Source organism: Streptomyces sp. NPDC048504 (assembly GCF_043200035.1).
Lineage (GTDB): Bacteria > Actinomycetota > Actinomycetes > Streptomycetales > Streptomycetaceae > Streptomyces.
Window position 1 is genome coordinate 393417 of sequence record NZ_JBICXA010000006.1, and the last position, 26387, is coordinate 419803.

Sequence of the window (26387 nt, forward strand, 5' to 3'; positions counted from 1 at the left end):
GCCTGCCGTACAAGAGACCACCCCGAACGGGAAAACTCATCGCGAAGGCGGGCCCTCAGACCCCGGCGGGCACCCGGTCGAGGAAGCCGAGCACGGAGCGGATACGGCCGTCCCCGTCCAGCGTGATCACGTCGAACCCGGCGACGGGCGCCGTTCCGTCGGCCTCGCTCACCAACTCCCAAGAGAAGCGGGCGGTGTTGTGGTGTCCGTCGATCGCGCCCAGTGGACGGAAGGCGAATCCGGGGAACTGCTCGTGCGCCCCGGCGATCAGCCCCGCGATCTCCGCGTGGCCGGTGACTGCCGCCAGCGGGTCGGTGTACGTACCCTCGACGGACCAGGCGGCGGCGACCGCCTTCGCCAGCGCCTCCGGTTCGCCCGCGTTCCAGGCCTCGAAGTAGCGGGCGACGGCATTCTCGTATCGGTCGGTGTTCACGGACATGGTGAATCAGCCTCCAGCGAGGTCGTTCGTACTGGTCAGGGCCCGGATCAGCTGCCTGCCGACCCGGTGACTCCACCTTGCCGGGGGCCGCAGGAAGCGTCGATTACCCCTCGGGTAATGACGACGGGAGAACACCGCACAACGGGCTTCGAAGCTTTTCGGCCAACGAGGGCTGTGAATATGCCAGGAGAGTGGCTAAAAAGTCGTGGTGACAGTGTTTCAGGAGTGAACATACTCGTCTGCTAGGGCATAACTTCCCGAAAGCCAGGGCATAGCTTCACGAGGCAAATCCGCCATCGTGTGCACCGCCTGAGCCGCCCGAGCCGCCAGCAGAGCCGCATGGAAAGCGAGGCCCGACCGGCAATCGAGACACGCGACGGGGGAGTGATCGTGCACGACGAATTCCTGTGCCATGTCACCGCGTACGGTACCTGCGGCGGTCAGCGCGTCGGGGTGCCTCTGGGAACCTACCGTGCGCCGACCCTGGCACTCGCCTTGTGGTGGTTACGGGACCGCGCGGTGTGGATGGCCGACCGGCTGGACCCGCAACCGGAGAACCCGCGCTTCCCCCGGGGTGCCCTGGTACCGGTTTCGGACACGGCCCCCGACGTGCCCCGCGCGTTACGCACCTGGTCCCGTGACGTGGGCCAACAGGAGCAGGTCGCCTATGAGTTGGCGGCCGGCAGGCTGGTGCAGATCGCCATCAGCGACGAGACCACCGAGTATGAGCTGCTCGCCGAATCGGTCGACGCCCTCCGGATGCAGCGGACCGTTCCGGCACTGGTCGTCCCCGTAGCCTGACACGTGTCGACCACCGCACGCCCCTGACCGCTGACCGGGCGCACAGGTGAACGAATCGGTAGAATTCAGGGCATGCCAGAGCGGCCGAACGCGCCGACAGCGCCCGAACTCCTCCTGGAGACGGAATCGGGCTCCACGGTCATGACCCCGGGCCGCGACTACCACGTCGGCCGTGATCCGCTCAGCGACATCGTCATCGACGACGCCCGGGTCTCCTGGCACCACGCGGTCCTGCGGCCCGACGCCGACCACTGGACGCTGGAGGACGAGCACAGCACGAACGGCACCTACGCCGACGGCCGCCGCGTCCACGAGTGGGGCGTCGGCCCCGGCAGCGTGATCCGCTTCGGCAACCCGGCCGACGGCCCGTGCGTCACCCTGGCCGACCGCCCCGCCCCGGCCCCGGAACGCCCCTCGGCCGTGTCCATGCCCGCCTTCACCGGCACGTACCGGCAACCGACGACCGTACGACCGCTGCCCAGCCGTACCGTCCGCATCGGCCGGGCCGGCGACAACGATCTCGTCGTCGACGACCTGATCGTCTCCCGCCGCCACGCCGAGCTGCGCGCCATGCCGGACGGGACCTACGAGATCGTCGACCTCGGCAGCCACAACGGCACCTACCTCAACGGCCAGCCCGTCGCCCGCGCCCCGGTCGGGCCGGGTGACATCGTCGGCATCGGACACTCCGCGTTCTGTCTCGTCGGCGATCAGCTGCAGGAGTACGTCGACACCGGCGAGGTCTCCCTCGACGTACAGGACCTCACCGTCGCCGTCGACCACGGCCGCAAGGTCCTTCTCGACCAGGTGTCGTTCCCGGTCGGTGAGAAATGCCTGCTCGCCGTCGTCGGCCCCAGCGGCGCCGGCAAGTCCACCCTCCTCAACGCGCTCACCGGCCAGCGCCCCGCCGACCGCGGCACCGTCCTCTACGACGGCCGCGACCTCTACCGCGACTACGCCGAACTGCGCCAGCGCATCGGCCTGGTCCCGCAGGACGACATCCTGCACGCCCAACTGACCGTGCACAGCGCGCTGTCCTACGCGGCCGAACTCCGCTTCCCCCAGGACACCGCCAAGACCGAACGGCAGGCCAGGGTCGACGAGGTCGTACGCGAACTCGGCCTCGAACAGCGCGCCGCGCAGCCCGTGCACAGCCTCTCCGGCGGGCAGCGCAAGCGGGTCAGCGTGGCCCTGGAACTGCTGACCAAGCCCTCGCTGCTCTTCCTCGACGAGCCGACCTCCGGACTCGACCCGGGCATGGACCGCTCGGTGATGCACATGCTGCGCGGCCTCGCCGACGACGGCCGTACCGTCATCGTCGTCACCCACAGCGTCCTCAGCCTCGACGTGTGCGACCGGCTCCTGGTGCTCGCGCCCGGCGGCAAGGTCGCCTACTACGGGCCGCCCGACGACGCCCTCGCCTTCTTCGGCTTCGAGCACTGGCCGGAGGCCTTCGAGGCGTTCGAGCGGGATCAAGAGCGGGACTGGGCAGGGGAGTTCAGGGACTCGCCCTTCCAGCGCCAGTACATCGTCAACTCGACCGCGCAGCCCCACCAGTTGGGCTCGGGTCCGGTCGCCGCGGCTCCGCCGCCGCCCCGGCCCCGCAGCCGCAGCGCTCAACTCGGCACCCTGGTGCGCCGGTACACCGCCGCCCTCGCCGCCGACCGGACCTTCCTCGTCATCATGATCGCGCTGCCGTTCGTCATGGGCGCGATGGCCCGCGCGCTCGCCGGGAGCGAGCTGACCCGGGAGACCGCGATGAACGCGCTGCTCATCCTGTGCGTCGGCGGCGTGCTCACCGGCGCGGCCAACGCCGTGCGCGAACTCGTCAAGGAACGCGCGATCTACCGGCGCGAGAGAGCCGTCGGCCTGTCCAGAACGGCGTATCTGCTCTCCAAGGTCGTCGTCCTGGGCGCGATCACCGTGGCGCAGGCCGTGGTGCTCACCCTGGTGGGACTGTTCGGCGTCGACCTCAACGCGCCCAGGGGCAAAGGGGTGTTGATGCCACCCCTGATCGAAATCACCGTGGCCGTCGCCCTGTTGTCCTTCACCGCGATGATGCTCGGGCTGCTGGTCTCCGCGACGGTGCGCAAGGAGGAGGTGACGATGCCACTGCTCGTGCTGCTCGCCATCGTCCAAGTGGTGTTCTGCGGTGCCCTGTTGAAGCTGCACGGCGTGCCCGGTCTGGAACAGCTGTCCTGGCTGGTGCCCTCCCGGTGGGCGCTCGGCGGGATGGCCGGCACCATCGGGCTGGCCCGGATCGTGCCGGGCGAGCTGACCGGCGATCCGATGTTCCGGCACTCGGCCGGGGTGTGGCTGCTCAACATGGGCATGCTGATCGTGCTGTCGCTGCTCTTCGGCTTCCTGGTGTCCCGGCTGCTGCGGCGGCACGAACCCGCAGTGATGCGGAAATAGGGGCCGCCACGATGACGACCCCTGGCTTCCGGCCCACGCACGTCGTCCCCGAGCACGGGATGCCCGCCTGGGAGGCCCCGGACCCCGCCCGCCCCACCGTGCCGCTCGACGCGCTGCTCCCGGTGCAGTTGCTGGAACGGCGCGGCGACTGGGCCCATGCCCTGTGCTCCAACGGCTGGTCGGCCTGGGTCGACGGCCGCCACCTGATCTCGGTTTCCCAGGACCCGCCGGCGGCCGGTGGCCCGTTGACCCGCACCGCCGACCCACGCCCGCTGCTCGCCCGCGCCGAACAGGCACTCGCCCGCTACCGCAGCGCGGTGGAGGACCTGGCGGGCGGCGGCCTGGACGGTGCGTCCTTCGAGGCCCGCACCAAGGGCCTGCGGATCGGCGTGGTCGTCGACGGCGAATCCGTCTGGCTCTACGACTCCGACCACGAGCGCTGGGTGTACGGCGACGGCACCCGCCTCAGCACCTACGCCTCGGACGACGGACCCCACGCCGAACCGGCCGACCCCGGCCACGCCCCCACCCAGGTCGTGAGCCCCGATGGCCCGTGACGCGAGCCTCTTCTCCGGCCGCCCCTCCGAGTTGATCGGGCAGCAGATCGCCGGCTACCGCATCGAGGACGAGATCGGCCGCGGCGGCATGGCCGTCGTCTACCGCGCCCACGACCTCCGCCTCGACCGCACGGTCGCCCTCAAGCTCCTCGCCCCCGAACTCGCCCGCAACGACACCTTCCGCAAACGCTTCACCCACGAGTCCCGGGTCGCCGCCGCGATCGACCACCCGCACATCGTCCCCGTCTTCGAGGCGGGCGAGACGGACGGCGTCCTGTACATCGCGATGCGCTACGTCTCCGGCAGCGACCTGCGTCATCTCCTGGACCGGGAGGGCCCGTTGGCGCTCCCTACGGCCGTACGCATCGCCACGCAGGTCGCGTCCGCGCTGGACGCCGCGCACGAACACGGGCTGGTCCACCGGGATGTGAAGCCCGGCAACATCCTCGTGGCCCGCGGCACGGACAGCGACCACCCCGAGCACGTCTACCTCACCGACTTCGGCCTGACGAAGAAGTCCCTGTCCCTGACCGGCTTCACGACCGTGGGGCAGTTCGTCGGCACGCTCGACTATGTGGCGCCTGAGCAGATCTCGGGGCGGCCGGTGGACGGGCGGTGCGATGTGTACGGGCTCGCGTGCGTCGTCTACGAGACCCTGGCGGGGCGGCCGCCGTTTCGGCGGGACGATGACATGGCTCTGTTGTGGGCGCACCAGTACGACGTGCCTCCGGCGGTCAGTGAGGCTCGGTCTGGTCTGCCGGGGCATGTCGACGAGGTTTTCGCGAGGGCGTTGGCGAAGAGTCCTGATGATCGGTACGAGTCTTGTCTGGCGTTTGTGACGGAGTTGCGCGGGGGTGAGGCCGGGCATGCTTCTACCGAGGTGGATCTGCGGGTGGTCTCGCGACGGGACGGGAGGCCACCGGAGCCGCCGCGGTGGGCGGAGCCGGTGTTCAGGCGGCGGGACTGAGGTGTTTCGTGCGCGGGCTCGTTGTGGCTGGTCGCGCCCACGCGGCGGAGCCGCAAATCGATACAGCCCCGCGCCCCTAAAGGGGCGCTGCAGTCCCCGGAGTCAGGCCGTTCAGGGGCACCCGCCGCGCCGTAATCCTTCGTTGCGCGATCCGCCAACCCATCCCCGCCCGCACCACCGTGTCCACATACGTCACCGATCCGCACGAGCCGTCCGTCTTGATGCCCAGGCCCTTCGATCGCGCCCGGATTCGGCCGTCCGGCAGCTCCTCGATCACCACGTTCGTCACGTGATGTGCCACGGGGTTCCCGGCGCCCAACGCGAGGGCTGAGTCCGTGAGTTGGGTGAGGCCCGTGAGCGTGCCCTGGCCGTAGTCGGTGAGGTCGTACTCGACGTCCGGGGTGAACACCTCGGCCAGGCGGTCGAGTTCGCCCTCGTCGACCAGGTGGCCGTGCAGTGCGATCAACTCCGTTATGGCCAGGCGGTCTTCGAGAGGCAATGCCATGTCTGCCCTTCCTTTGGATGGGCGCACACTCTCATGCCTGGCGTTGCGGCTGCGCGGGGATTTCGACCTCGCCCCGTCGGTGGACCGGCCTTGCCAAGATGGCCCCGAGGAAACCCGCGACCAGACCCCACACCGCGGCCAACCCCACCGCCGACCACAACTCCGGCTTCAGGAACAGGTCTCCGGACAGGCCGCCGCCCACGTCGCCGATGCCCAGGAGGGAGAGGCCGTAGTGGGCCGAGATTCGTCCGATCAGGCAGATCATGAGGACCGCGAGGGCGAAGGCGACCGCGAGGTGGACGGCGTGCTGCCAGGCGCGTACGTGGGCCGGGGAGCGGACGGCCATCAGGAACGCCGCGGACAACAGCAGGACCGCGTCCATCACCAGGAGCCACCACACCCTGCCGTCGTAGGCGGCGAGCGAATGCAGATTGAGGGTGGAGAGGTCCGGGGTGCGCAGGACCTCGTCCAGGAGGTGCGGCATCGGCAGGCCGAAGGGGCCGTCGACCCGGCCGTTCCAGGTGGCGCCCAGGCCGATCGTGAGGGTGAGCCAGACCAGGTTCGGCATGCCGAGCAGGATCAGGGCGAAGGTCTGGGTCGCGTTGCCGCGGGTCGCCGCTGTGACGAGGGCCAGGACGACGCCCAGCGCGACGTAGGCCAGCAGCAGGACCACCACGGCGAACGCGGCCGGGCGTACCGACGCGTGGAAGCGGAGGAGGCGGGCGGGGAGGGGGGCGCCGGGGGAGACCAGGAGGGACAGGACCAGAACTCCTGCCAGCCACAGCAGGCCGAACAGCACCGTCTGCGCCACGTCCGCCTCGAAGCCGACCTCCGGAGACGCGCCCAACAGGTCGCCGATGTCGCCGAGGGTTCCGGTGCCGAGGGAGATCGAGAACTTCTGGCGTGCCCCGAAGGCCAGTCCGATCAGGGCGAGCAGCCACAGGACGGCGATACGGGCGGCCCAGCCGGCCAGTTCCGCCGCCGAGGCGACCGCGCGGTGCCGCAGGGGTCGTAGGAAGCCTGCTGCGGTCATCAGGGTGCCGGTCAGGGTCACCGAGAGGGGGATGACGGTCAGGCCCGCCTTGGTGTCGGCCAGCGAGCCGGCGTTGCCGGTGAGTTTCACGGTGCCGCCCACCGCCGTCACCACCGTGGCCGTGACGACCCGGGGGAACGCGCCGTCCGGGAGGTCCGTCGCGCCCGCCGCCCACAGGCCGAGCGCGGACACCAGGCCCATGCTGAGCACTCCTGCCAGCACCGTGCCGAGCGCCTGGAGCCAGCCGTGGCGGGCCACTGCCTGGTCAGAGGGGGTTCGGGGGGTCACACGGTCACGCTAAGCAGCGGCGGGGGAGCGCGCCCGCCGGGAGGGCCGTCCGCGTCGGCTTGCGGGCGGACCATGACCGGAGCACACAATGGGTTCGTTGTGGATAAAGCGGCATGAACCAGTATGAATGCCGCTGTCGACCGCGTCGGGAAGAAGAGCTCGTGAGCGTCGAACCTCCGTCTTCAGGCCGCCCCACCGGACCGCCCTCCGGCCCGCTGTCGGGACCCTCCCAGCCGCCTTCGGGCCCGCCCTCGCAGCCCTCGGGCGGCGGCGGTGCGGGGGCGCCGGAGCCGCACCGGCCCTGGTGGAAGTCGGCGCCGCGCGTCGCGATCCTCACGACCGTCGTGGTGGCAGCCGTGGTGCTGGCCGTCGTCTTCACCCGGTCCGACGGCGGTTCGAGCAGCACGGCGAGCAAGGGCGAGGTCTTCCTGCAGTCCGCGGCCAAGACCGGACCCGATCCGTTCACCGAGTCCAGCGCGACCGAGAATTCCGCCCCGCCGGTCTCCGCCTCACCCACCGCCTCGGAACCCGTGAACGCGGTGCGCGGCGTCGACGGCGGCGCCCCCGGCCTCTACGGCGGTACCCAGAACGTCTCCAGCTGTGACGTCGAGAAGCAGATCAAGGCGCTCCAGGCGGCCCCGGCGAAGAACACGGCGTTCGCGTCCGTCGCCGGCGTCCAGCCCGCCGGAGTCCCCGCCTACCTGCGCTCGCTCACCCCCGTACAACTGCGCATGGACACCCGCGTCACCAACCACGGCTACCGCGACGGCGCCGCCACCAGCTACCAGGCCGTCCTCCAGGCCGGCACCGCCGTCCTCGTCGACAACCACGGCGTGCCCCGCGTCCGCTGCGCCTGCGGCAACCCGCTGTCGCCGCCCGTCGCCCAGCAGACGACCCCGAAGCGCACCGGCGACACCTGGTCCTCCTACCGGCCGCAGAACGTCGTCGTGGTCACCCCCGCACCGCAGATCATCAACATCTTCGTGATCTACGACCCCGGCAACCACCAGTGGTTCGGCCGCCACCACGGCGACACGGGCAAGCACGACCACAAGACCCCGCCGCCGGTGAACCCGGCCAGCCCCTCGGTGACCGTGTCCCCGCCGACCTCGCCGTCCTCCAACTCCCCGTCGCCGTGCGCCTCCACGGCCCCCGGTACGCCGGGAACGCCCGGGACGTCCACCAGCCCGTGCCCGCCGACGTCGAGCGCACCGTCCTCGCCGTCCTCCTCGTCCCCGAGCTCGGAGTCCCCGTCCTCCGAGCCGCCGTCGACGGAGTCGTCGTCGGCCTCCTCCGCCTCCTCGGCCTCGTCCTCCCCGCCCGAATCGCTGGCTTCCGACACGACCACGACCTCGTCGTCCAGCTTCAGCGCGCCGGTTTCGTCGGGGTCGATTTCACCGTCACTCTGATCGGGTGGACTGCCGGGCGTGGGGCTGGGTACGAGCACTGGTACGACAGCGACCGGCAGTGCCGCCTTCCGAGAGAGACACGCATGATCGACCACCGGGACGGGGTAGTGATACCGACTCGTTTCGACGTGCCCGTGGAACCGCTGAGGCGGGCGGCGCACTACACCGGCGAACCGGGCTGCATCTCAGCGGCCCGGCACTTCACCCACCAGTTCCTGGAGCAGCTCAGAACCGAGTGGTGTGCCACGATCGACGACCAGTCCGACGGTGAACTGCTCCTGGTGGTCAGCGAGTTGGTCACCAACGCGGACCGGCACAGCAACGGCCCGTACATCCTGGAGCTGGAGGGCACGGACACCTCGGTGACGGTGTCCGTCTGCGACAGCAGCGTCGCCCTGCCCCGGCTCTTCGCCCGGGACCCCGAACGCATCGGCCGGCACGGGCTGGAGATAGTCCACGCCCTGGCCGCGCAGGTGAGCGTCGAACGGGTACCGGTCGGCAAGCGGGTGCGCGCCGTGGTGCACCTGAACGGCGAGGACCGCTAGCAAGAGCGGCCCTGCCCACCTCGCGCTGATCAGAGGGGATCGGTGAACGAGACCGGCTTGCCGGTGGCGTGGGCGTATGCGATCTCCCTGCTCGTGGACTCGCCGATGTACCCGCCAGGGTTGACGACCAGAACCCGGTCAGCCAGGTCGATCTTGCGCAGGTGGAGGGCGCCCAGCGCGGTCTTCTGCTCGTCGGTGATCAACTCGTCCGATTCGTGATCCTCGGCGCGCAGGAAGACGCCTGGCGCTACGACGATGACACCCGCGAAGGTCAGATCACGGTTCGCCGCGCTCATCTCGTCCACGAACCGGGTGGAACCGCAGATGCAGACAATCTCAGGTCGGTCGGGCACGGCTCGGTCCTTCGGGTCGAACGGGAAACCGTCGGTGTGCGCGCAGCCTCACGTCCCGCTTCGGGTGGCCGTGATCAGCTCGTGCAGGTACCGCTTGGTGACCCGGCCGCCGTGCCGCGTTTCCAGCAGCTCCCGCAGACAGGCCAACAGGCCCTGGCGCGAGGGCTCGTCCATCGCCAGATGGTTCGAGTACGTGAGCACGACATCGAGGTACTCGTCGGTCGTGTACGTGATCTCCCGCGCCCCGCGCCACACCGTTACGTCCTCGAAGTGCGCGGAACGCTCGAACTCCCCGGTGTCCGTTGCCGTTTCGTCCTCGGTGGGACTCCGGAAGCCGGGCTGGGTGGCCGGGTCCCAGCGTTCGTAGCAGCGCTGCATCCGGTCGAAGAAGTCCTGGGTGCCGCCCGCCACATGATGCGTGGTGACGACCGCGAGGTGCCCGCCGGGGCGGAGCGCGGACGCCGCCTTCGCGAGGAAGCTCCCAGGGTCGGACCAGTGGTACGCCGTCGCGATCACGACCAGGTCGAACGGCTCGTCCGGCACCTCCCACAGCTCGAAGTCCGCGACCTGTACGTCCGCTCGCGGGAAGGCGCTCAGATGGCGCCGGGCCACCGCCGCGAGCGACGGACCCAGCTCCACGGCGGTCAGCCGGCAGCCGAACTCGGCTAGGGGGACGGTGAGTTGACCGGTGCCGGGGGCGATCTCCAGGACCCGGCTGTCCGGGCCGAGGTTCGTCGTACGGGCCAGTTCGTCGACCAGGGGGCGCGGATACCGGGGGCGGGCCCGGTCGTAGCGCTCGGCCGCCCCGTCGAATGTGTCGCGCAGCACCGTTTCGGCACCCTTTCGTATCGGCGATTCCCCCCAGGGCAGAATGCTGATCCCTTGCCCTCACGTCCAAGGCTTTTAGTCTGAGGGGGTGAGCAACCAAGCGCCGAACCAAGCCCGCGTGATTCCGCTGCGCCCGCACGAGCCGGCTCCTCACCTGCCGGAGCCACAGGTCCCCGCGCCCAAGGAACCCCTGTGGCGCGATCTGGTCGGTGACGTCCTGCGACGCGAACGCCTCGCGCAGGAACGCACGTTGAAGGACGTGGCCGACGCCGCCCGGATCTCCATGCCGTATCTCTCGGAGGTCGAGCGGGGCCGCAAGGAGGCCTCCTCGGAGGTTCTCGCGGCCGCCGCCCACGCCCTTGGACTCGACCTCGGCGACCTGCTGTCGCTGGCCGGGGACGAACTCGGCCGGCACCGCAACAGGCGTCAGGGCAGGGTCACTTCGCCGTACAACGGGCAGCTCAGTCTGGTCGCCGCCTGACAGTGCCGCTCAGAGCGGGCCGAGGCGTCGGCTGACCACCTCGTCGGCCAGGCCGTACGCCACGGCCTCCTGCGCGGTGAACACCTTGTCGCGGTCCATGTCGGCGCGCAGCGTGGCGATGTCGTGGTGGGTGTGCCGGGACAGCACCTCCTCCACCTGGGAGCGGATCCGTACCATCTCCTTCGCCTGGAGGGCGAGATCGGAGACCATGCCGCGCTGCCCGCCGCTCGCCGGCTGGCCGAGCAGCACGCGCGCGTGCTCCAGGACGGACCGCCGTCCGGGGTCCCCGCCGGCCAGCAGTACGGCCGCCGTCGAGGCGGCCTGGCCGACGCAGAACGTCGAGATCGGGGACTGGACGTACGTCATCGTGTCGTAGATCGCCATCAGCGAAGTGAACGAGCCGCCGGGCGAGTTGATGTAGATCGCGATCTCACTCTCCGGCGACGACGACTCCAGATGGAGGAGTTGCGCGATGACGACGTTGGCGACGCCGTCGTCGATCTCGGTGCCGAGGAAGATGATCCGCTCGGACAGCAGCCGGCTGAACACGTCGTAGGAACGCTCGCCGTTCGGGGTCCGCTCGACGACGTTCGGAATCGTGTACGTCCCCATGTCAGAGCCCCATCCGTCGCTTCGAGGCGGCCGGGCGCACGTCGTCCAGCGATGCGACGACCCGGTCCACCATGCCGTACTCCTTGGCCTGTTCGGCCGTGAACCAGCGGTCGCGGTCGCCGTCGCGGGAGATGGTCTCCTCGCTCTGGCCCGTGTGCTGGGCGGTCAGCCGCTCGATGGTCTTCTTCGTGAAGTCCAGGTTCTCCGCCTGGATCTCGATGTCGGCGGTGGTGCCGCCGATGCCCGCCGACGGCTGGTGCATCATGACCCGCGCGTGGGGGAGGGCGTAGCGCTTGCCGTGGGTGCCGACGCTGAGCAGGAACTGGCCCATGCTGGCCGCGAAGCCCATCGTCAGCGTGGCGACGTCGTTCGGGATCAGCTGCATCGTGTCGTAGATCGCGAGGCCCGCCGTCACCGAGCCGCCGGGGCTGTTGATGTACAGGCTGATGTCCGTGCGCGGGTCCTCCGCGGACAGGAGCAGCAACTGGGCGCAGATCCGGTTCGCGGAGACCTCGTCGACCTGGGTGCCGAGGAAGACGATCCGCTGTCCGAGGAGCTGGGCGGCCAGGTGGTCGTCGAAGCGGGAGGACGGGGTGTCGCCCTCCTCGGCGCGTGGCATGAGGGCCGGCGCGAAACCGGCCGTGAGTGGAGACATGGGCACTCCTTGTCGAGGGTGTCGTGACCTGTCTCCACTGTCGGCCGACAATGCCCCGGCCTGGGGATTTCTAGGCTTTCAGCAGATTCGCCATGAGCAGACGGGTCAGCCGACGCCCTTCTCCCGGCGTTCTCGGAGTTCCCGGAAGAAGGCCCGTACGTCCTCGGCCAGCAGGTCCGGTTCCTCCATCGCGGCGAAGTGGCCGCCCCGGTCGAGCTTGGTCCAGCGGACGATGTTCTCGGTCCGTTCGGCCTTGTGGCGGAGGGGGATCTGGATCTCGGCCGGGAAGACGGCGAGCGCGGTGGGGGTGGTCGACGGGAGCGTGGGCGCGGCGGCCCGGGCGCCCGTGGTGTGGGCCCACTCGTAGTAGATCCGGGCGGCCGAACCGGCGGTCCCCGTCAGCCAGTACAGCATCACGTTCGTGAGCAGCCTGTCCCGGTCGACGGCCTCCTCGGGGAGGTCCTCCGAGTCGGTCCACTCTCTGAACTTCTCGACGATCCAGGCGAGTTGGCCGACCGGCGAGTCCGTGAGGCCGTACGCCAGGGTCTGCGGGCGGGTGGCGTGGAGGACGGCGTATCCGGTGCCCTCGCGCGACCACGCGGCCCAGCGGCGCCATGACTCCTGGGTGTCCTCCCGCTCCTCGGGGCTGAGCGCGGCCAGCTCCTCGGCGGTGGGCTCTGTGTGTGCCTGCGCGCCCAGCAACAGGTTGAGGTGGACGCCGATGACACGGTCGGGGTGGGCGCGGCCCAGCGCGCGGGAGATGGCCGAGCCCCAGTCGCCGCCCTGCGCGCCGAACCGTTCGTAGCCGAGCCGGTGCATCAGTTCGGCCCAGGCGTCGGCGATCCGGCCCGTCTCCCAGCCGGTGTCGGCGGGTGGCCCGGACAGCCCGAAGCCCGGAATGCTGGGCACGACCACGTGGAAGGCGTCGGCGGGGTCGCCGCCGTGGGCCGCGGGATCGGTCAACAGGCCCACGATGTCGACGAATTCGACGATCGAGCCCGGCCAGCCGTGCGTGATGATCAGCGGGGTGGCGTCCGGTTCCGGGGAGCGGATGTGCGCGAAGTGGACCTTCGATCCGTCGATGGTGGTGGTGAACTGCGGCCACGCGTTCAGCTCGGCCTCGGCCGCCCGCCAGTCGTACGCGTGCCGCCAGTACCGGACCAGCTCCCGCAGATAGCCGGCCGGTACGCCGTACGCCCAGCCCGTGCCGGGCAGCTCGTCGGGCCAGCGGGTGCGGTCGAGGCGGGCGTGCAGGTCGTCGAGGTCGGCCTGCGGGATGTCGATGCGGAAGGGGTGGACGCTGTCTGCCTGCGAGGACGTCATGGAATTCGAGACTAGTTCCGGGCGGGGCATCGGCCACCCGGATTATCCGGCCGTCCGACCGATGAGTTTCGCGGCGGGCGGGGGTCGATACAGATGACCGTGTTCGATGCACCCGGAGCCCATGGAGGAGCTCATGACCACCGACGTACCCACCGACGGATTCACCACGTGTCTCTGGTTCGACGGCCAGGCCGAGGAAGCCGCCCACCACTACGTGTCGATCTTCAAGAACTCCAGCATCGGCCGTATCAGCCACTACGGCGAGGGCGCCCCGCAACCGGCGGGCTCGGTGCTCACCGTGGAGTTCACGGCCCTCGGCCAGAAGTTCGTCGGGCTGAACGGCGGCCCCGAGTTCAAGTTCACCGAGGCGGTGTCCTTCCAGATCCCGTGCGAGAACCAGGAGGACATCGACTACTACTGGACCAAGCTCACCGACGGCGGCGAGCCCGGTCCGTGCGGCTGGCTCAAGGACAAGTTCGGCGTGTCCTGGCAGGTCGTCCCCACCCGGCTCATCGACATGATCACCGACCCGGACCCGGCGAAGGTCGCCCGTGCCACCGAGTCCTTCATGGCGATGAGCAAGTTCGACCTCGCCGCGCTGGAGAAGGCCTTCGCCGGGGAGTGACGGCCGGACGGACAGGTCACCGGTGACGGGTGGTCGCGGGGAGCAGGCTCCGGCTCGTGGAAGCCATCGGGGCCTGCTCGTTCCCCGGGGCACCAGGCTCGGGGTGGGCCAGGCGGCCGGTTCGCGCAGCGGGTCTCGCGCTGGGGTCAGCTCTCGCTGTCCAGCAGCATCGCGTGCAACTCGGCCGCCCGCCGGGCCAGTTGCTCCGCCTGGCCGGCCTCGGTGCGGGTGCGCGGACGCGGCAGGGTGATGTCGAGGACCGTACGGATCCGGCCGGGCCGGGGCGTGAGGACGACCACCCGATCGGCGAGCAGGACCGCCTCGTCCACGGAGTGCGTGACGAGGACGACGGTGGACGGATGCTCGCGGTGCGTCCGCTGCAACTCGGCGCACAACTCGTCCCGGGTGAGCGCGTCGAGCGCGGAGAACGGCTCGTCCATCAAGAGCACCCGGGGCCGCCGCATGAGCGACCGGCACAGCGCCACCCGCTGCTGCATCCCGCCGGACAGCTCGTGCGGCAGGCGGCGCTGGAAGCCGTCGAGGCCCATCGTGCTGATCAGCCCCAGTGCCCGTTCGCGTGAGCCGTTGCGTCGCTCGCCCGCGATCTCCGCAGGCAGCAGCACGTTGTCCAGCACCGACCGCCACGGCAGCAGCGCCGGACGCTGGAAGAGGACGGCACAGTCGGGGCGCGGACCGGTGACGGCCCGGCCGCGCATCAGGACCTCGCCCCGCGTGGGCGGCACCAGCCCCGCGATCAGCCGCAGCAACGTCGACTTCCCGCAACCGGACCGCCCGACGACCGCCACGAACTCGCCGTCGGCGGCCTCCAGATCGATGCCGTGAAGCGCTTCGACGGAGCCCCGCCGGTGCGCGAACTCCTTGGACACACCCCGTAGTTGGATCACGCGTCGACTCCCGTCGGCCGCCGTGCGCGGAGTACCGAAAATCGCTCTGCTGGATTGTGGCATGCGCGCGTACGATTTTCCGGATCGCGACCCCGGCGATAAAGCCCCCTCAAGTGCCGCCGTCCCCCCACCCATTCCCCCGTCAGGGGAGGTCGCATGATCCGCTCATACCGCACGGCGACGGTGTTCTGTACGGCGGTCACGTTGCTGGCCGCCGCCTGTGACTCCAACTCCTCCTCCAAGAGCCAGAGTCCGGCCAAGGATCACATCACCTACGTCACCGCCTTCGGCGCGGCGGGACGGGACGCCTTCGCCTGGGTGGCCGAGCAGAAGGGCTATTTCCGGCAGGCGGGAATCGACGTACAGATCGAACTCGGAAAGGCCACCGGCGAGAACCTCAAGGCCCTCGCCTCCGGAAACGCGCAGTTCACGAGTTTGGACTTCACAGGCGCGACGATCTCCGCGGGGGCCAAGAACTCCACGGCCTACCGCGACTTCCGCGCCGTACTCGCCATCCATCAGCGGACCCTCGTCTCCATCGTGGCGATGCAGGGCTCGGGCATCACCACCCCCAAGGACCTCAAGGGCAAGCGGATCGCGGCCGCCGCCAACTCCGTGAACCAGCTGCTCTTTCCCGGCTACGCCAAGCTCGCCGGCATCGACTCCGCCGGAATCCACTGGATCGCGGTCCAGCCCGTCCAGTTGGGCCCGGCCCTCGCGAGCGGAAAGGCCGACGCGCTCAGCACGTTCCTGATCGGCAGGCCCACCATCGAGAAGGCCACCGTGCAGGCCAGGTCGAAGCACGTCGTGGTGTTTCCCTACAGCACCTACCTGCCCGACCTCTACGGCAACGCCACCGTCACCACGGCCTCCATCGCCGCGAAGAAACCGGACCTGGTCAAGCGCTTCCGCACCGCCTTGCTCAAAGGGCTGAAGTACACGATCCAACACCCCGACGAGGCCGGGAAGTTGCTGCACGCCAAGCACCCGGAGACGGACGCCACGGCCGCGACCGCGGAGATCAAGCTGATGACGCCGTCCGTGACGGCCGAGGGCGAGTCGTCCATCGGCACGATCACCGAGGCGCGGATGCGGCGTGCCATCACCAGCCTGCAGAACGCCGGTGTCATCCAGCCGGGGATGACCCCGCAGGACGTCGTCGACTTCGCTGCCATGAAGGGAAGTTGACGGACTTGGAGACCCCGCTCCCGTACGTCTTCGACAACGACCACCCGGAGGCCGTCGACCGGCACGGTCAACTCCCCGCGATCCTCGACGAGTTCACCATCTCTCGGCTGTCGTCCCTCGGCGACCTGACCGGCCGGCGCTGTCTGGAGACCGGTGCGGGAGGCGGCAGCATCGCCGCCTGGCTCGCCCGCGCGACGGGGCCGACCGGGCGGGTGCTGGCCACCGACGTCAACACCCGTCATCTGCCGCCGAGTCCGCCGTACGACGTGCTGGTGCACGACCTGGAGAGCGAACCGGTGCCGGACGGACCCTGGGACGTGATCCACGCCCGGCTGGTGCTGCTGCACCTGCCCGGACGGGAGGCCATTCTCCGTAGGCTCGCGGCGGCGCTCGCACCCGGTGGCGCGCTGGTGGTGGAGGACTTCGAGACGACCTTCCGCAAGCTGGTGCTGGCTGCCCCGACCCCCGAGGCGGCCCAACTGGTCGACCGCTACCACGAGTTGCTCGTCGAACGCGTCCTGCCCGCCCACGGCAACGACCCCACCTGGGCGGGCCGGGTGCCCGCCGCCATGCTCGCGGCGGGCCTGGCCGACGTGGACACCGTGATCCAGGCCCGGTCCTGGCCGGGCGGCACCGCCGGCGCGCTGCTGATCGGCGCGAACATCGCGCAGGCGAGGGAGGACTTCCTGGCGGCCGGCATGACGGAGGCCCAACTCGACGAGCTGGACCGGCTGGTGGCCGATCCCCGGCTGCTGGTACGCGGCCACTTCACCTACTCGACCATCGGCCGCAGGCCCTCCGCGTGAGACGCGTTCTGGCGGCGGGGCCGCCGGTCCTGGCGGCGGTGTGCGCGCTGGCCGGGTGGTGGCTGGCGACCGTCGCCTTCGGTATCCGGCCGTTCCTGCTGCCGTCACCGCCCGACGTCGTCCGCGCCTTCGACCGGCTGCCCGGCTATCTGCTCCGGCAGACCTGGCAGACGTTCACCGAGACGGCCGTCGGCTTCGGCCTGGCCGTGGGCGCGGGACTCGCGACCGCCGTCCTGCTCACCGCGTCCCGTGGCGTGGAACGCGCGGTCATGCCGCTCCTGGTCGCCGTCAATGCCGTACCCAAGATCGCGGTGGCACCGCTCCTCGTGGTCTGGCTCGGCTTCGGGACCGCCCCCAAGGTGTTCATGGTGGCCCTGCTCGCCTGGTTCCCCGTCGTGGTGTCGACCATGGCCGGGCTGACCTCGGTCCCCCTGGAGCTGACCGAACTGGCCCACTCCCTCACCGCGTCCCGCTGGCAGACCTACCGCAAGCTCCGCATCCCCTGGGCCCTGCCCCAGGTCTTCACCGGCCTGCGCCTGGGCGTCACCCTGGCCGTCGTCGGCGCGGTCGTCGGCGAGTTCGCGGGCGGTGACCAGGGCCTCGGCTACGTCATCGTGGCCTCCGGCGGCAACGCCGACACGCCTCTCGCGTTCGCCGCGATGGCCCTGCTCAGCGCGATGAGCGTGCTGCTCTTCTACGTCGTCGTCCTCGCGGAGCGGGCGCTGCTGCCCTGGGCCCGCGAGACCACCGGCTGAGCGGCCGTCCCCGGAGCCGCCGCGCGGCCCGTCGCCGGGACGCCGGCGCGCCCCCTCCGCGTAACCAGTGCGTTTCGGACGTTAATTTCCGGGCCCAAAGGGTTGGCGGGAAACCATCCCCTCGTTATCGTTCACCAACTTCACTCAATCGTTCGGCTGAACGAATAGCGACAAGGACGGTCGGTACATGTCCGACATCCACCACCCGGGCCGCCGGTCGGTGCTCGCCGCGGGCGTCGCCTCGGCCGCCGCGCTCGGCGGGTCCTGGCTGCTGACCGGCTGCAGTGGGGCACAGGCCGCCCCCGTCCTGCCGGCCGCCGCGGAGAAGGGCGCCCCCGACCGCGGCGGCACCCTGCGCATCGCCCGGCCGCCCGCCTCCGACGCCGAGACCCTCGACCCGGCCAGCTCCCTGTCGGCGTACGAGTACCTGGGAGCCCTCTACAACCGGCTCGTCCGCGTCGCCGCGAACGGTGAGCTGGCCCCCGACCTCGCCGAGTCCTGGGAGACCGACGCCAAGGCCCGCACCTGGACCTTCCGCCTCCGCAAGGGCGTCGCCTTCCACAACGGCCGCGCCTTCACCTCCGCCGACGCCGCCTACACGCTGCGCCACATCCTCGACAAGGCGACGGCGTCCCCGCAGGCCGCGGTCCTCGCCCCGCTCATCGACCCCGAGAAGCTGGGCACGCCCGACGCCCACACCCTCGTCGTGCCACTGAAGTCGCCGAACGCCGAGTTCCCGAGCCTGCTGACGCACTACAACTGCTACGTCATCCCCGACGGCAGTGCGAAGTCCATCGGCCGCACCGGCATCGGCACCGGCCCCTTCAAGCTGGAGTCGTTCGCACCGGCCGGACCCGGCCGCGTCACCGCGTACAAGGACCACTTCGGGGGCCGCCCCGTACTCGACGCCGTCGCCTTCTACTCGGTCGCCGACATGTCGGCCCGCTCAAACGCCCTGCTGGCAGGGCAGGTTGACCTGCTCTCGCAGACCAACCTCGACTTCGCGACCGCCCGCGTGGTCGCCGCCTCCGACCGGGCCACCATCGCCCGTGTGAAGAACGCCCAGTGGTACGTCCTCCCGATGCTCACCACCGAGAAGCCCTTCACCGACGTCCGCGTCCGCCAGGCGATGAAGCTCGCCTACGACCCGGAGCACGTGGTGAAGGTCGCCCTCCAGGGCGCGGGCACCGCCGGCTGGGACAACCCCGTACCGCCGAGCGACCCCGCGTACATCTCCGCGCACCCCAAGCACGACCCGGAGAAGGCGAAGTACCTGCTGAAGCAGGCGGGCCACGAGGGCCTGGCGATGGACCTCTACACCTCGTCCTACGACCCGCTGTTCACGCCGATGGCTCTCGCCTACCAGGACTCGGCGAAGCGCGCCGGTATCCGGATCAAGGTCAAGACGGCCTCCGCGGACTCGTATTACACGCAGATCTGGATGAAGAAGCCGCTGATGGCGACCTATTGGTTCACCGGCCGGCCCGTCGACCAGCTCTTCACCCAGATCTTCCGCAGCGGCTCCTCCTACAACGAGACCGCCTGGTCCGACAAGGAATTCGACGCGGTGCTCGACAGGGCCCGCGCCGAGATCGACGACACCAAGCGGCGCGAACTCTACGGCGAGGCGCAGACGTTGGTGATCGAGAGAGGCGGGGCAATGACCCCGATGTTCGCCGACCGACTTGTCGGCATCTCCCGCAAGGTACGCGGATACGCCGAGCACGGCTTCGAGTTCGACTACCTGTCCATCGGCCTGAAGGGAGCCTGACGATGCTCTCCTTCATAACCCGCCGTATCGCGGCGGCAGTCGGCACTCTCTTCCTGTCCTCCATCCTCGTCTTCCTGGCCGTCCAGGCCCTGCCCGGCGACGTCGCCACCCAGATCCTCGGCAAGGACGCGACCCCGGACGCGGTGGCGGCCCTGCGCGAGAAGCTGAAGCTCGACCGGCCGGCCTGGGAGCGGTACTGGGACTGGGTCTGGGGCGCCCTGCACGGCGACTTCGGCACCTCCCTCGTCTCCGGCAAGGCCGTCGGCGGCGAAGTGTCCATGTATCTCGGCAACTCCGCGCTGATCGCCGTCGTCACGGTCCTCTTCGCGGTCACCGGCTCGATCGTCCTCGGCATCCTCGCGGGCCTCTACCGCGACCGCTGGCCCGACCACGTCATCTCCACCGTCAGCCTCGTCGGCATGAGCGTCCCCGAGTTCGTCGTGGCCACCGTCCTCGTCCTGTGCTTCTCGGTCGCCCTCCCGTGGTTCCCGGCGGTCGTCCTCTACGGCCCCGACGCCACCGTCTCCCAACTCCTGCCCGCCGTATGGCTTCCCGCGCTCGCCCTCGCCGTGGTGATGGCCGCGTACATCGTCCGCATGGCCCGCACCTCGGTCATCGACGTGATGGCCACCGAGTACGTCACCACCGCCCGCCTCAAGGGCCTCTCCACCTGGCGGGTCGTCACCCGACACGCCCTGCCGAGCGCCCTGTTGCCCACGCTGCACGTCATCGCGCTCAACGTCGCCTGGCTGGTCGGCGGGGTCGCGGTGGTCGAGAACGTCTTCAACTACCCGGGCATCGGCAAGCTGATGCTCTCCTCCGTGCAGAACCGCGACCTGCCCACCATCCAGGCCATCGCCCTCATCAGCGCGGTCGTCTACGTCGTCTGCAACCTCGCGGCCGACCTGGCCACCATGGCCCTGAACCCCAGGCTCCGCACCCGAGGGAGGACCCGATGACCACGCTCGACACCGTCCCGCAGACGACCGTACGAGGCGCCCGCACCGTCCGCGCCTGGCGCACCCTGACCAGCTCCCGCACCGCCGTCATCGGCCTCGCGATCGTCGCCGTACACGTCCTGATCGCCCTGCTCGCCCCCCTCCTCACCTCCTACGACCCCATCGCCAACGACGCCGACCACGCCCTCCTCGGGTCGAGTTGGAGCCACTGGGCCGGCACCGACCAATACGGCCGGGACGTCCTCACCCGCGTCCTCTACGGCGGCCGGTACGCGCTCGGCATCTCCGTCACCGCGACCCTGATCACCGTCGCCCTCGGCACGGTCATCGGATGCGCGGCGGCCCTGCGCGGCGGCTGGTTCGACGACGTACTGGGCCGGGTCCTGGACGCGATCCTGTCCATCCCCGCCGTCCTGGCCCTGCTCGTCGTCGTGACCGCGCTCGGCACCGGCCCGGCGGTCATCGTCCTCGCCGTCGCGGTCGTCTACGTCCCGCAGGTCGTCCGCGTCGTGCGCGGCGCCGCCCTCGCGGTGGTCCCCGCCGACTACGTGACCGCGGCCCGCGCCCGCGGCGAGAGCACCTGGTCGATCCTGCGCCGGGAGATCCTGCCGAACATCACCGACGTGGTGTGTGTGGAGTTCGCGATGCGGGCCTCCTGGGTCGTGCTGCTGATCTCCTCGCTGTCCTTCCTCGGCTTCGGCGCCGACCCGCCCACTCCTGACTGGGGCCTGATGGTCGCCGAGAACCGCACCGCCATCACCGTCGTCCCGATGGCCAGCCTTGCCCCCATCATCGCCCTGGCCACCCTCGTGGTCGGGCTCAACCTCGCGGCCGACGGCCTGTCCAAGGCGTGGGGCGTCGACCGGATCAGGGAGGGCTCCTGATGACCTCGATCGTGTCCGTCAACTCCCTTTCCGTGGCCTACCGTTCGGGTGGCCAGGACGTCCCCGTCGTACACGAGGTGTCGCTGGACGTCGCCGAGGGCCAGACCCACGCCCTCGTCGGCGAGTCCGGCAGCGGCAAGTCGACCATCGCCGCGACCCTGCTCGGGCATCTGCGCCACGGCTCCCGGATCACCGGTGGCCAGGTCGAGGTGTCCGGAGCGGACGTATTCGCCCTGCCCGCACGGGAGTTGCGACGACTGCGCGGCGGAACGGTCGCCATGGTCGGCCAGAACGCCGGCCACGCCCTGACCCCCTCCATGCGCATCGGACGGCAGATCGCCGAGGCGGGCGGTGACGTGCCCGTCGTCGACCTCCTCGAACAGGTCCGGCTGCCGCGCCCGGCGGAGTTGGCCCGCCGCTACCCGCACGAGCTGTCCGGTGGCCAGCAGCAGCGCGTCGCCATCGCCATGGCCATCGCGGCCCGCCCCAAGGTCCTGGTCCTCGACGAGCCGACCACCGGCCTGGACGTCATCACCCAGCGCAGCGTCCTCGACCTGATCGCCGCCCTGAGCGACGAACTCGGCCTCGCCGCCGTCCTCGTGAGCCATGACCTCGGAGTCGTCGCGCACATGGCCGACGAGGTGACCGTCCTGCGGTCCGGCCGGGTGGTGGAATCGGCGGTCACCAGGCAGCTGTTCGCGCAGCCCCAAGACCCGTACACCAAGCGCCTGTTGGCGAGCGTGCCGCGCCTCGACGACGCCGGGCTCGCCGTCGTCGGCGAGGCGGGGGAGCGCGAGCTCAGGCCCCGGGCGGAGGTCTCCGCCGACGCCCCCGTGGCCGTCTCCGCGCAGGACGTCACCATCGACTACGGCAGCACCCGCGCCGTCCACGGCGTCTCCTTCGACGTCCGGCGCGGCGAAGTCCTCGCGCTGGTGGGCGAGTCGGGCAGCGGCAAGTCCACCCTCGCGTGGACCCTGGCCGGACTGCGCACCCCGTCCGGCGGCGCGATGAAACACGCGGACGGCGACCTGGCCCGCCCGGCACAGCAACGACCGCTGTCCCTGCGGCGCCGGGTACAGCTCGTCTTCCAGAACGCCGACACCTCGCTCAACCCGCGCCGCTCCGTGGGCGACGCGGTCCGTCACCCCCTGCGCTTCTTCGGTACGGTGACCGACCGCACGGCGGCGACCGAGCGGGCCCGCCAGCTCATCGCCGACGTACGCCTCGACCCGGCCCTCGCCGACCGCCTGCCCGCGCAGCTCTCCGGTGGTCAGCGCCAACGCATAGGCATCGCAAGGGCGTTGGCGGGCGAGCCGGACGTCCTCATCGCCGACGAGATCACCACCGCCCTCGACGTCTCCGTCCAGGCCGACGTCCTGCGGCTCCTCGACGACCTGCGCCGCGAACGCGACCTGGCCTGCCTGTTCATCAGCCACGACCTGGCCGTCGTACGGGGCATCGCGGACCGGGTCGTCGTACTGCGCCACGGAGTCGTCGTCGAGGAGGGCCCGACGGAGACCGTCTTCGCCGACCCCCAACACCCCTACACCCGCCAACTCATGGCCGCAGCCCTCGAACCCGACCCCGACGCGCGGCCCTACGTCGACGACACCGCCGACTGGGCCGACGCGGCGGACGGGGACGACATCTGGACCGACCACGGCGACGACGGCCACCGCGTCCGTCGCTGGCGCCCCCTCAACGCCCCTGTGGCGGAAGGAGCTTTGTGAAGTACCGCGAGCAGTTCGAGCGCCGGGTCGTCCGCGAGGACGTCTGGATCCCCACCCGGGACGGAAGGACCCGGCTCCACGCCCGCATCTGGCGGCCCGATGACGCCGAGTCGGAACCCGTGCCCGCGCTGCTCGAATACCTCCCGTACCGCAAGAGCGACTGGACCGCGCCCCGCGACGCCCAGCGCCACCCCTGGTACGCCGGACACGGCTACGCCTCAGTCCGTGTCGACATCCGGGGGCACGGGGACAGCGAGGGCCTGCCCGGCGACGAGTACGACGCGCAGGAACTCGCGGACGGCGTCGGCGTCGTCAACTGGCTTGCCGCACAACCCTGGTGCACCGGCAAGGTCGGCATGTTCGGCATCTCCTGGGGAGGCTTCAACTCCCTCCAGATCGCCGCTCTCGCCCCCGAACCCCTCAAGGCAATCGTCACCGTCTGCTCGACCGACGACCGCTACGACAACGACGTCCACTACACGGGCGGCGCCGTCCTCGGCATCGACATGCTCGCCTGGGCGGGCACCATGCTCGCCTTCGCGTCCCGCCCGCCGGACCCGGCGAGCGTCGGTGCGGACCGCTGGGTGCCGATGTGGCGCGAACGCCTCGACGCCCTCGAACCCTTCCTCCACACCTGGCTCGAACACCAACAGCGCGACGACTACTGGAAGCACGGCAGCGTCTGCGAGGACTACACCGCCATCGACGCGGCCGTCCTCGCGGTCGGCGGCTGGAACGACCCGTACCGCGACGCCGTGTTGCGGCTCGTCGAGCACCTGCCCGAGGACCGCGTCCGGGGCATCGTCGGCCCGTGGTCGCACCAGTACCCCGACCGCGGCCTGCCGCCCGGCCCGGCGATCGGCTTCCTCCAGGAGACCCTGCGCTGGTGGGACCAGCACCTCAAGGGCATCGACACGGGAGCCATGGCGGAGCCCCTGCTGAGGGCCTGGATCACCGACCCGGTCCCGCCGGCGACGTCGTACGACGTGCTGCCCGGCCGTTGGGTGGGTGACGCCAAGTGGCCGAGCCCGAAGGCCAGTTGGGACTCACGCCCCCTCGGCGCGAGCGCGGAGCCCGTCCTCGTACGCTCCCCGCAGCACACCGGCCTCGACGCCGGACGCTTCTTCCCCTTCGGCAACGCGAGCGACCTGCCGCCGGACCAGCGCGAGGAGGACGGCCGTTCGGTCTGCTTCGACTCCGAGCCGCTCACCGAACGCGTCGAGATCCTCGGCCGCCCGCGCGTCAGGCTCCGCCTCGACAGCAGCGCCCCGCGCGCCCATGTCATCGCCCGGCTGTGCGACGTGGCGCCGGACGGCTCGTCCACGCTTGTCACCCGTGGTGTGCTCAACCTGCTGAGCAGGCACGGCCGTGACCGGGTAGTCGAGTGGACACCGGGGACCTACGAGGACGTCGAGTTCGAGCTGACCGGCATCGGCTACGCCGTCCCGCCCGGCCACCGCATCCGGCTCGCCGTCTCCGACACCTACTGGCCGTGGGTCTGGCCGCACGGCGAGCGCGGCGAGTTGCGGGTCGTCCCGGCCGAGAGCGCCGTACAACTGCCCGTGCGCGAAGCGGGAGATGAGCCGCCGATCCGTTTCGAGGAGCCCGAACAGGCCGTACCGCTGGACGTGACCTACGACCGGCCCGCCGAGCCGACCCCCGAGCGACTGGTCACGCACGACGTCGCCAAGGGCGAGTGGACGCTGGAGGTCGACCCCAACTACGGGGGATCGCGGACGTATCCGGACGGGCTGCGCTACGAGGAGAGCGCGCGGGAGACGTACCGCATCCGCGGCGACGACCCGCGGTCCGCGAGCGCCGTGTCGGAGTGGCGGATCCGGTTGCGCCGCGGGGACGGCTACGACGCTGAGATCATGGCGCGGACGGAGCTGCGCGCCACGGCCGCGGACTTCGTCATGGACAGTCGGGTCGAAGCACGGGCGAACGGAGAGACAGTGGCCGAGCGAGCATGGCACCGCACCACCCCGAGGACGTCGGGATGACAGCTGCCAAGCAGCCCCAGCCGGTCGCCAAGTCCCCGCGCCGTGCTGTCGCCGCCGCCGACCGCACCCGGCAGCCCACCGAGGTGCGCCGGCGGCTCATCGTCGAGGCGGCCGTCCCGTTGATAGCGGAACGCGGCTACGCCTCGGTCGGCGTCCGGGACGTGGCAGCCGCCGCCGGGGTCTCCGTCGGCACAGTCACCTACCACTTCGGCAGCGTGCAGGAGATCCTCTCCGAGGCGATGGTCCTCCATATCGAGCGCTACTACGCCGAGTTGAGCGAGGCGGCCGAGCAGGCGACCAGCGGGGCCGAGGCGCTGCGGCTGCTCGTCGACGCGCTGTTCACCGAGGACACCGACCGGCACTGGCGCATGTGGTTCGACTACTGGAACGCCGGCGAACAGGGCACCGACGAGGCCTTCAGCGGCGGACAGGCCCATCGCTACGAGACCTGGCACCAGCAGATCCGCGCACTGGCCCAACGGGGCGTCACCGACGGCGAGTTCGACGCCGACGACCTCGACGGCTTCACCGTCCGCTTCGCCGCCCTCGCCGACGGCCTAGCCCTGCAACGCCTGCGCCAGGCACCCCCGTTGAGCACCCAGGACGCCCGCCGTCACCTCAACCGCCTGATCGAGACCGAGCTTGGGCGCCGATCACCCGAGTGATCTCCCGGGCGATCCGCAGGATGCCGGGGGAGTGCACCGGACACGGCCTCGGCGTTGACGTCGTCGGCACCAGGCAGAAGTGCAGGTAGTCCTTGTCGAGGTGCAGGGCGGTGCGGTCGTTGTCCGGCTGGGTGCAGTAGTCGGGGTGGGCGCGTTCGTAGGCGGTGCAGGGCAGGTACTGGGTCCAGGTGTAGCGGGCGCCGGCCGGGCTGACGGTCCTGCCGGCGTCGGCGACGATGTCGCCCGCGGACCTGGCCTGCGACTCGTAGAGCGCGTTCACGTTCCGGACGCGCTCGGGCGTCATCGGATCGGGCCCCTGCAACACCCAGACGATCGTGGGCCGTTGGGCGCCTCCGGCGCTCGCGATCTGCGCGGTGAGCTTCCTGATGTCGGCCTCGTACCGCTTGAAGTACGTCTCCCGGTCGGCGGCGTAGGTGATCCCGTCCATGCAGGGCGTGTAGCCCCAGGCGTTGCCCCAGAACTGCAGCACCACGAAGTCCGGGTGCAGCGCACGCACCAGCACGGCCGCCTTGTCCCCGTCCGGGACCAGCGAACCTTCCTTGGTGCCCTCCAGGTAGTCGCACGGCGTGGTCCCCGAGTACGGGGCGCTCGTGTACGTCGCGTCCAACTCGCCGCGTAGTTCCCGCCCGAGCACGTTCTGGCTCTCCATCGCGAGGGAGTCCCCGAGATACAGCACCCGGGGCGCCGACTTCACCACCGGGGCACTGCTCGGCGAGGCCGGCGCCCGTCGTTCCGTGGTGGTGGGCACGGACGGGGTGGGCGGGGCGGCCTCGGGCCCGGACGACGGGTCCGTGCACGCGCCGAGCAGCACCGCGGCCAGCGCCATACCCACGATCCACGGCTTCCGCATACGCCAACTCCCGT

27 protein-coding genes are annotated in these 26387 nt (G+C 70.6%); 17 read left to right on the top strand and 10 right to left on the bottom strand.

Annotated features, from left to right (window positions below; translation table 11 throughout):
* Positions 1 to 55: 55 nt before the first annotated feature.
* The gene (locus ACGFY9_RS17840; protein WP_393755102.1) at positions 56 to 439 is read right to left on the bottom strand and encodes a nuclear transport factor 2 family protein; all 384 of its coding nucleotides are present in this window, start codon (positions 437 to 439) and stop codon (positions 56 to 58) included.
* A gap of 390 nt (positions 440 to 829) precedes the next feature.
* Between ACGFY9_RS17840 and ACGFY9_RS17845 the strand changes: the two genes are divergently transcribed.
* The 4 genes from ACGFY9_RS17845 (at position 830) to ACGFY9_RS17860 (ending at position 5179) form a co-directional block, all read left to right on the top strand.
* On the top strand, positions 830 to 1240 hold the full coding sequence (locus ACGFY9_RS17845; RefSeq protein ID WP_033280890.1) for a hypothetical protein: 411 nt from the start codon (positions 830 to 832) through the stop codon (positions 1238 to 1240).
* 72 nt (positions 1241 to 1312) lie between these two features.
* Positions 1313 to 3655, top strand: a complete 2343-nt coding sequence (locus tag ACGFY9_RS17850; RefSeq protein WP_393755104.1) for an FHA domain-containing protein — start codon at positions 1313 to 1315, stop codon at positions 3653 to 3655.
* Positions 3656 to 3666: 11 nt separating this feature from the next.
* Positions 3667 to 4212, top strand: coding sequence for a hypothetical protein (locus ACGFY9_RS17855; RefSeq protein WP_393755105.1), 546 nt, complete (start codon positions 3667 to 3669; stop codon positions 4210 to 4212).
* Positions 4202 to 5179: a serine/threonine-protein kinase gene (locus ACGFY9_RS17860; protein ID WP_393755107.1), complete on the top strand. Its 978-nt coding sequence runs from the start codon at positions 4202 to 4204 to the stop codon at positions 5177 to 5179. Before ACGFY9_RS17855 ends, ACGFY9_RS17860 begins: the two co-directional genes overlap by 11 nt.
* A 76-nt stretch (positions 5180 to 5255) precedes the next feature.
* Here ACGFY9_RS17860 and ACGFY9_RS17865 read toward each other — a convergent pair whose 3' ends face one another.
* Together ACGFY9_RS17865 and ACGFY9_RS17870 are read right to left on the bottom strand one after the other, a co-directional pair.
* On the bottom strand, positions 5256 to 5684 hold the full coding sequence (locus tag ACGFY9_RS17865; protein WP_393755108.1) for a nuclear transport factor 2 family protein: 429 nt from the start codon (positions 5682 to 5684) through the stop codon (positions 5256 to 5258).
* A 31-nt stretch (positions 5685 to 5715) separates the two neighbouring features.
* Complete coding sequence (locus ACGFY9_RS17870; RefSeq protein WP_393755109.1) at positions 5716 to 7005, bottom strand: streptophobe family protein; 1290 nt, start codon at positions 7003 to 7005, stop codon at positions 5716 to 5718.
* A gap of 161 nt (positions 7006 to 7166) precedes the next feature.
* Between ACGFY9_RS17870 and ACGFY9_RS17875 the strand changes: the two genes are divergently transcribed.
* Complete coding sequence (locus ACGFY9_RS17875) at positions 7167 to 8414, top strand: DUF6777 domain-containing protein (protein ID WP_393755111.1); 1248 nt, start codon at positions 7167 to 7169, stop codon at positions 8412 to 8414.
* Positions 8415 to 8497: 83 nt separating this feature from the next.
* A complete protein-coding gene (locus ACGFY9_RS17880; protein WP_393755112.1) occupies positions 8498 to 8959 on the top strand; it encodes an ATP-binding protein in 462 nt (153 codons plus the stop codon).
* Between the two features lie 29 nt (positions 8960 to 8988).
* On the opposite strand, the gene ACGFY9_RS17885 is transcribed toward ACGFY9_RS17880, so the two are convergent.
* A complete protein-coding gene (locus tag ACGFY9_RS17885; RefSeq protein WP_393755113.1) occupies positions 8989 to 9312 on the bottom strand; it encodes a hypothetical protein in 324 nt (107 codons plus the stop codon).
* Between the two features lie 48 nt (positions 9313 to 9360).
* Positions 9361 to 10140, bottom strand: a complete 780-nt coding sequence (locus tag ACGFY9_RS17890) for a class I SAM-dependent methyltransferase (RefSeq protein ID WP_393755114.1) — start codon at positions 10138 to 10140, stop codon at positions 9361 to 9363.
* A gap of 88 nt (positions 10141 to 10228) precedes the next feature.
* On the opposite strand from ACGFY9_RS17890, the gene ACGFY9_RS17895 reads away from it, so the two are divergent.
* On the top strand, positions 10229 to 10621 hold the full coding sequence (locus ACGFY9_RS17895; protein ID WP_328685430.1) for a helix-turn-helix transcriptional regulator: 393 nt from the start codon (positions 10229 to 10231) through the stop codon (positions 10619 to 10621).
* A 9-nt stretch (positions 10622 to 10630) separates the two neighbouring features.
* Here ACGFY9_RS17895 and ACGFY9_RS17900 read toward each other — a convergent pair whose 3' ends face one another.
* The 3 genes from ACGFY9_RS17900 to ACGFY9_RS17910 all read right to left on the bottom strand — a co-directional run bounded on the left by ACGFY9_RS17900 (position 10631) and on the right by ACGFY9_RS17910 (position 13211).
* The gene (locus ACGFY9_RS17900) at positions 10631 to 11233 is read right to left on the bottom strand and encodes a ClpP family protease (RefSeq protein WP_393755115.1); all 603 of its coding nucleotides are present in this window, start codon (positions 11231 to 11233) and stop codon (positions 10631 to 10633) included.
* Position 11234: 1 nt separating this feature from the next.
* Positions 11235 to 11888, bottom strand: a complete 654-nt coding sequence (locus tag ACGFY9_RS17905; RefSeq protein WP_393755116.1) for a ClpP family protease — start codon at positions 11886 to 11888, stop codon at positions 11235 to 11237.
* A 105-nt stretch (positions 11889 to 11993) separates the two neighbouring features.
* Positions 11994 to 13211: an epoxide hydrolase family protein gene (locus ACGFY9_RS17910; RefSeq protein WP_393755118.1), complete on the bottom strand. Its 1218-nt coding sequence runs from the start codon at positions 13209 to 13211 to the stop codon at positions 11994 to 11996.
* Between the two features lie 121 nt (positions 13212 to 13332).
* Here ACGFY9_RS17910 and ACGFY9_RS17915 point away from each other — a divergent pair, with 121 nt between their 5' ends.
* Entirely contained in the window at positions 13333 to 13836 is a 504-nt protein-coding gene (locus ACGFY9_RS17915; protein ID WP_393755119.1) for a VOC family protein, read from the top strand.
* Between the two features lie 146 nt (positions 13837 to 13982).
* Here the strand turns inward: ACGFY9_RS17915 and ACGFY9_RS17920 are convergent, their stop codons facing one another.
* Entirely contained in the window at positions 13983 to 14741 is a 759-nt protein-coding gene (locus ACGFY9_RS17920; protein WP_393755120.1) for an ABC transporter ATP-binding protein, read from the bottom strand.
* 156 nt (positions 14742 to 14897) lie between these two features.
* Between ACGFY9_RS17920 and ACGFY9_RS17925 the strand changes: the two genes are divergently transcribed.
* The 9 genes from ACGFY9_RS17925 to ACGFY9_RS17965 all read left to right on the top strand — a co-directional run bounded on the left by ACGFY9_RS17925 (position 14898) and on the right by ACGFY9_RS17965 (position 25502).
* Positions 14898 to 15929 (top strand): ABC transporter substrate-binding protein, encoded by a 1032-nt coding sequence (locus ACGFY9_RS17925; protein ID WP_393755122.1) that lies wholly within the window; start codon positions 14898 to 14900, stop codon positions 15927 to 15929.
* Positions 15926 to 16735, top strand: coding sequence for a class I SAM-dependent methyltransferase (locus tag ACGFY9_RS17930; protein WP_393755123.1), 810 nt, complete (start codon positions 15926 to 15928; stop codon positions 16733 to 16735). The genes ACGFY9_RS17925 and ACGFY9_RS17930 overlap by 4 nt, the downstream gene beginning before the upstream one ends.
* The gene (locus tag ACGFY9_RS17935) at positions 16732 to 17490 is read left to right on the top strand and encodes an ABC transporter permease (RefSeq protein WP_393755124.1); all 759 of its coding nucleotides are present in this window, start codon (positions 16732 to 16734) and stop codon (positions 17488 to 17490) included. The genes ACGFY9_RS17930 and ACGFY9_RS17935 overlap by 4 nt, the downstream gene beginning before the upstream one ends.
* A 187-nt stretch (positions 17491 to 17677) precedes the next feature.
* Entirely contained in the window at positions 17678 to 19261 is a 1584-nt protein-coding gene (locus ACGFY9_RS17940) for an ABC transporter substrate-binding protein (protein ID WP_393755125.1), read from the top strand.
* 2 nt (positions 19262 to 19263) lie between these two features.
* On the top strand, positions 19264 to 20220 hold the full coding sequence (locus tag ACGFY9_RS17945) for an ABC transporter permease (RefSeq protein WP_329352469.1): 957 nt from the start codon (positions 19264 to 19266) through the stop codon (positions 20218 to 20220).
* Positions 20217 to 21104, top strand: coding sequence for an ABC transporter permease (locus ACGFY9_RS17950; RefSeq protein WP_393755127.1), 888 nt, complete (start codon positions 20217 to 20219; stop codon positions 21102 to 21104). The genes ACGFY9_RS17945 and ACGFY9_RS17950 overlap by 4 nt, the downstream gene beginning before the upstream one ends.
* The gene (locus ACGFY9_RS17955) at positions 21104 to 22834 is read left to right on the top strand and encodes a dipeptide ABC transporter ATP-binding protein (protein ID WP_393755128.1); all 1731 of its coding nucleotides are present in this window, start codon (positions 21104 to 21106) and stop codon (positions 22832 to 22834) included. Before ACGFY9_RS17950 ends, ACGFY9_RS17955 begins: the two co-directional genes overlap by 1 nt.
* Positions 22831 to 24837 carry a CocE/NonD family hydrolase gene (locus ACGFY9_RS17960; RefSeq protein ID WP_393755129.1) on the top strand — a complete coding sequence of 669 codons (2007 nt, stop codon included), beginning with the start codon at positions 22831 to 22833 and terminating at the stop codon, positions 24835 to 24837. The genes ACGFY9_RS17955 and ACGFY9_RS17960 overlap by 4 nt, the downstream gene beginning before the upstream one ends.
* The gene (locus tag ACGFY9_RS17965; RefSeq protein ID WP_393755131.1) at positions 24834 to 25502 is read left to right on the top strand and encodes a TetR/AcrR family transcriptional regulator; all 669 of its coding nucleotides are present in this window, start codon (positions 24834 to 24836) and stop codon (positions 25500 to 25502) included. Before ACGFY9_RS17960 ends, ACGFY9_RS17965 begins: the two co-directional genes overlap by 4 nt.
* Here ACGFY9_RS17965 and ACGFY9_RS17970 read toward each other — a convergent pair.
* The gene (locus ACGFY9_RS17970; RefSeq protein ID WP_393755133.1) at positions 25456 to 26373 is read right to left on the bottom strand and encodes an SGNH/GDSL hydrolase family protein; all 918 of its coding nucleotides are present in this window, start codon (positions 26371 to 26373) and stop codon (positions 25456 to 25458) included. The two genes, ACGFY9_RS17965 and ACGFY9_RS17970, sit on opposite strands and share 47 nt — an antisense overlap.
* Positions 26374 to 26387 lie beyond the last annotated feature (14 nt).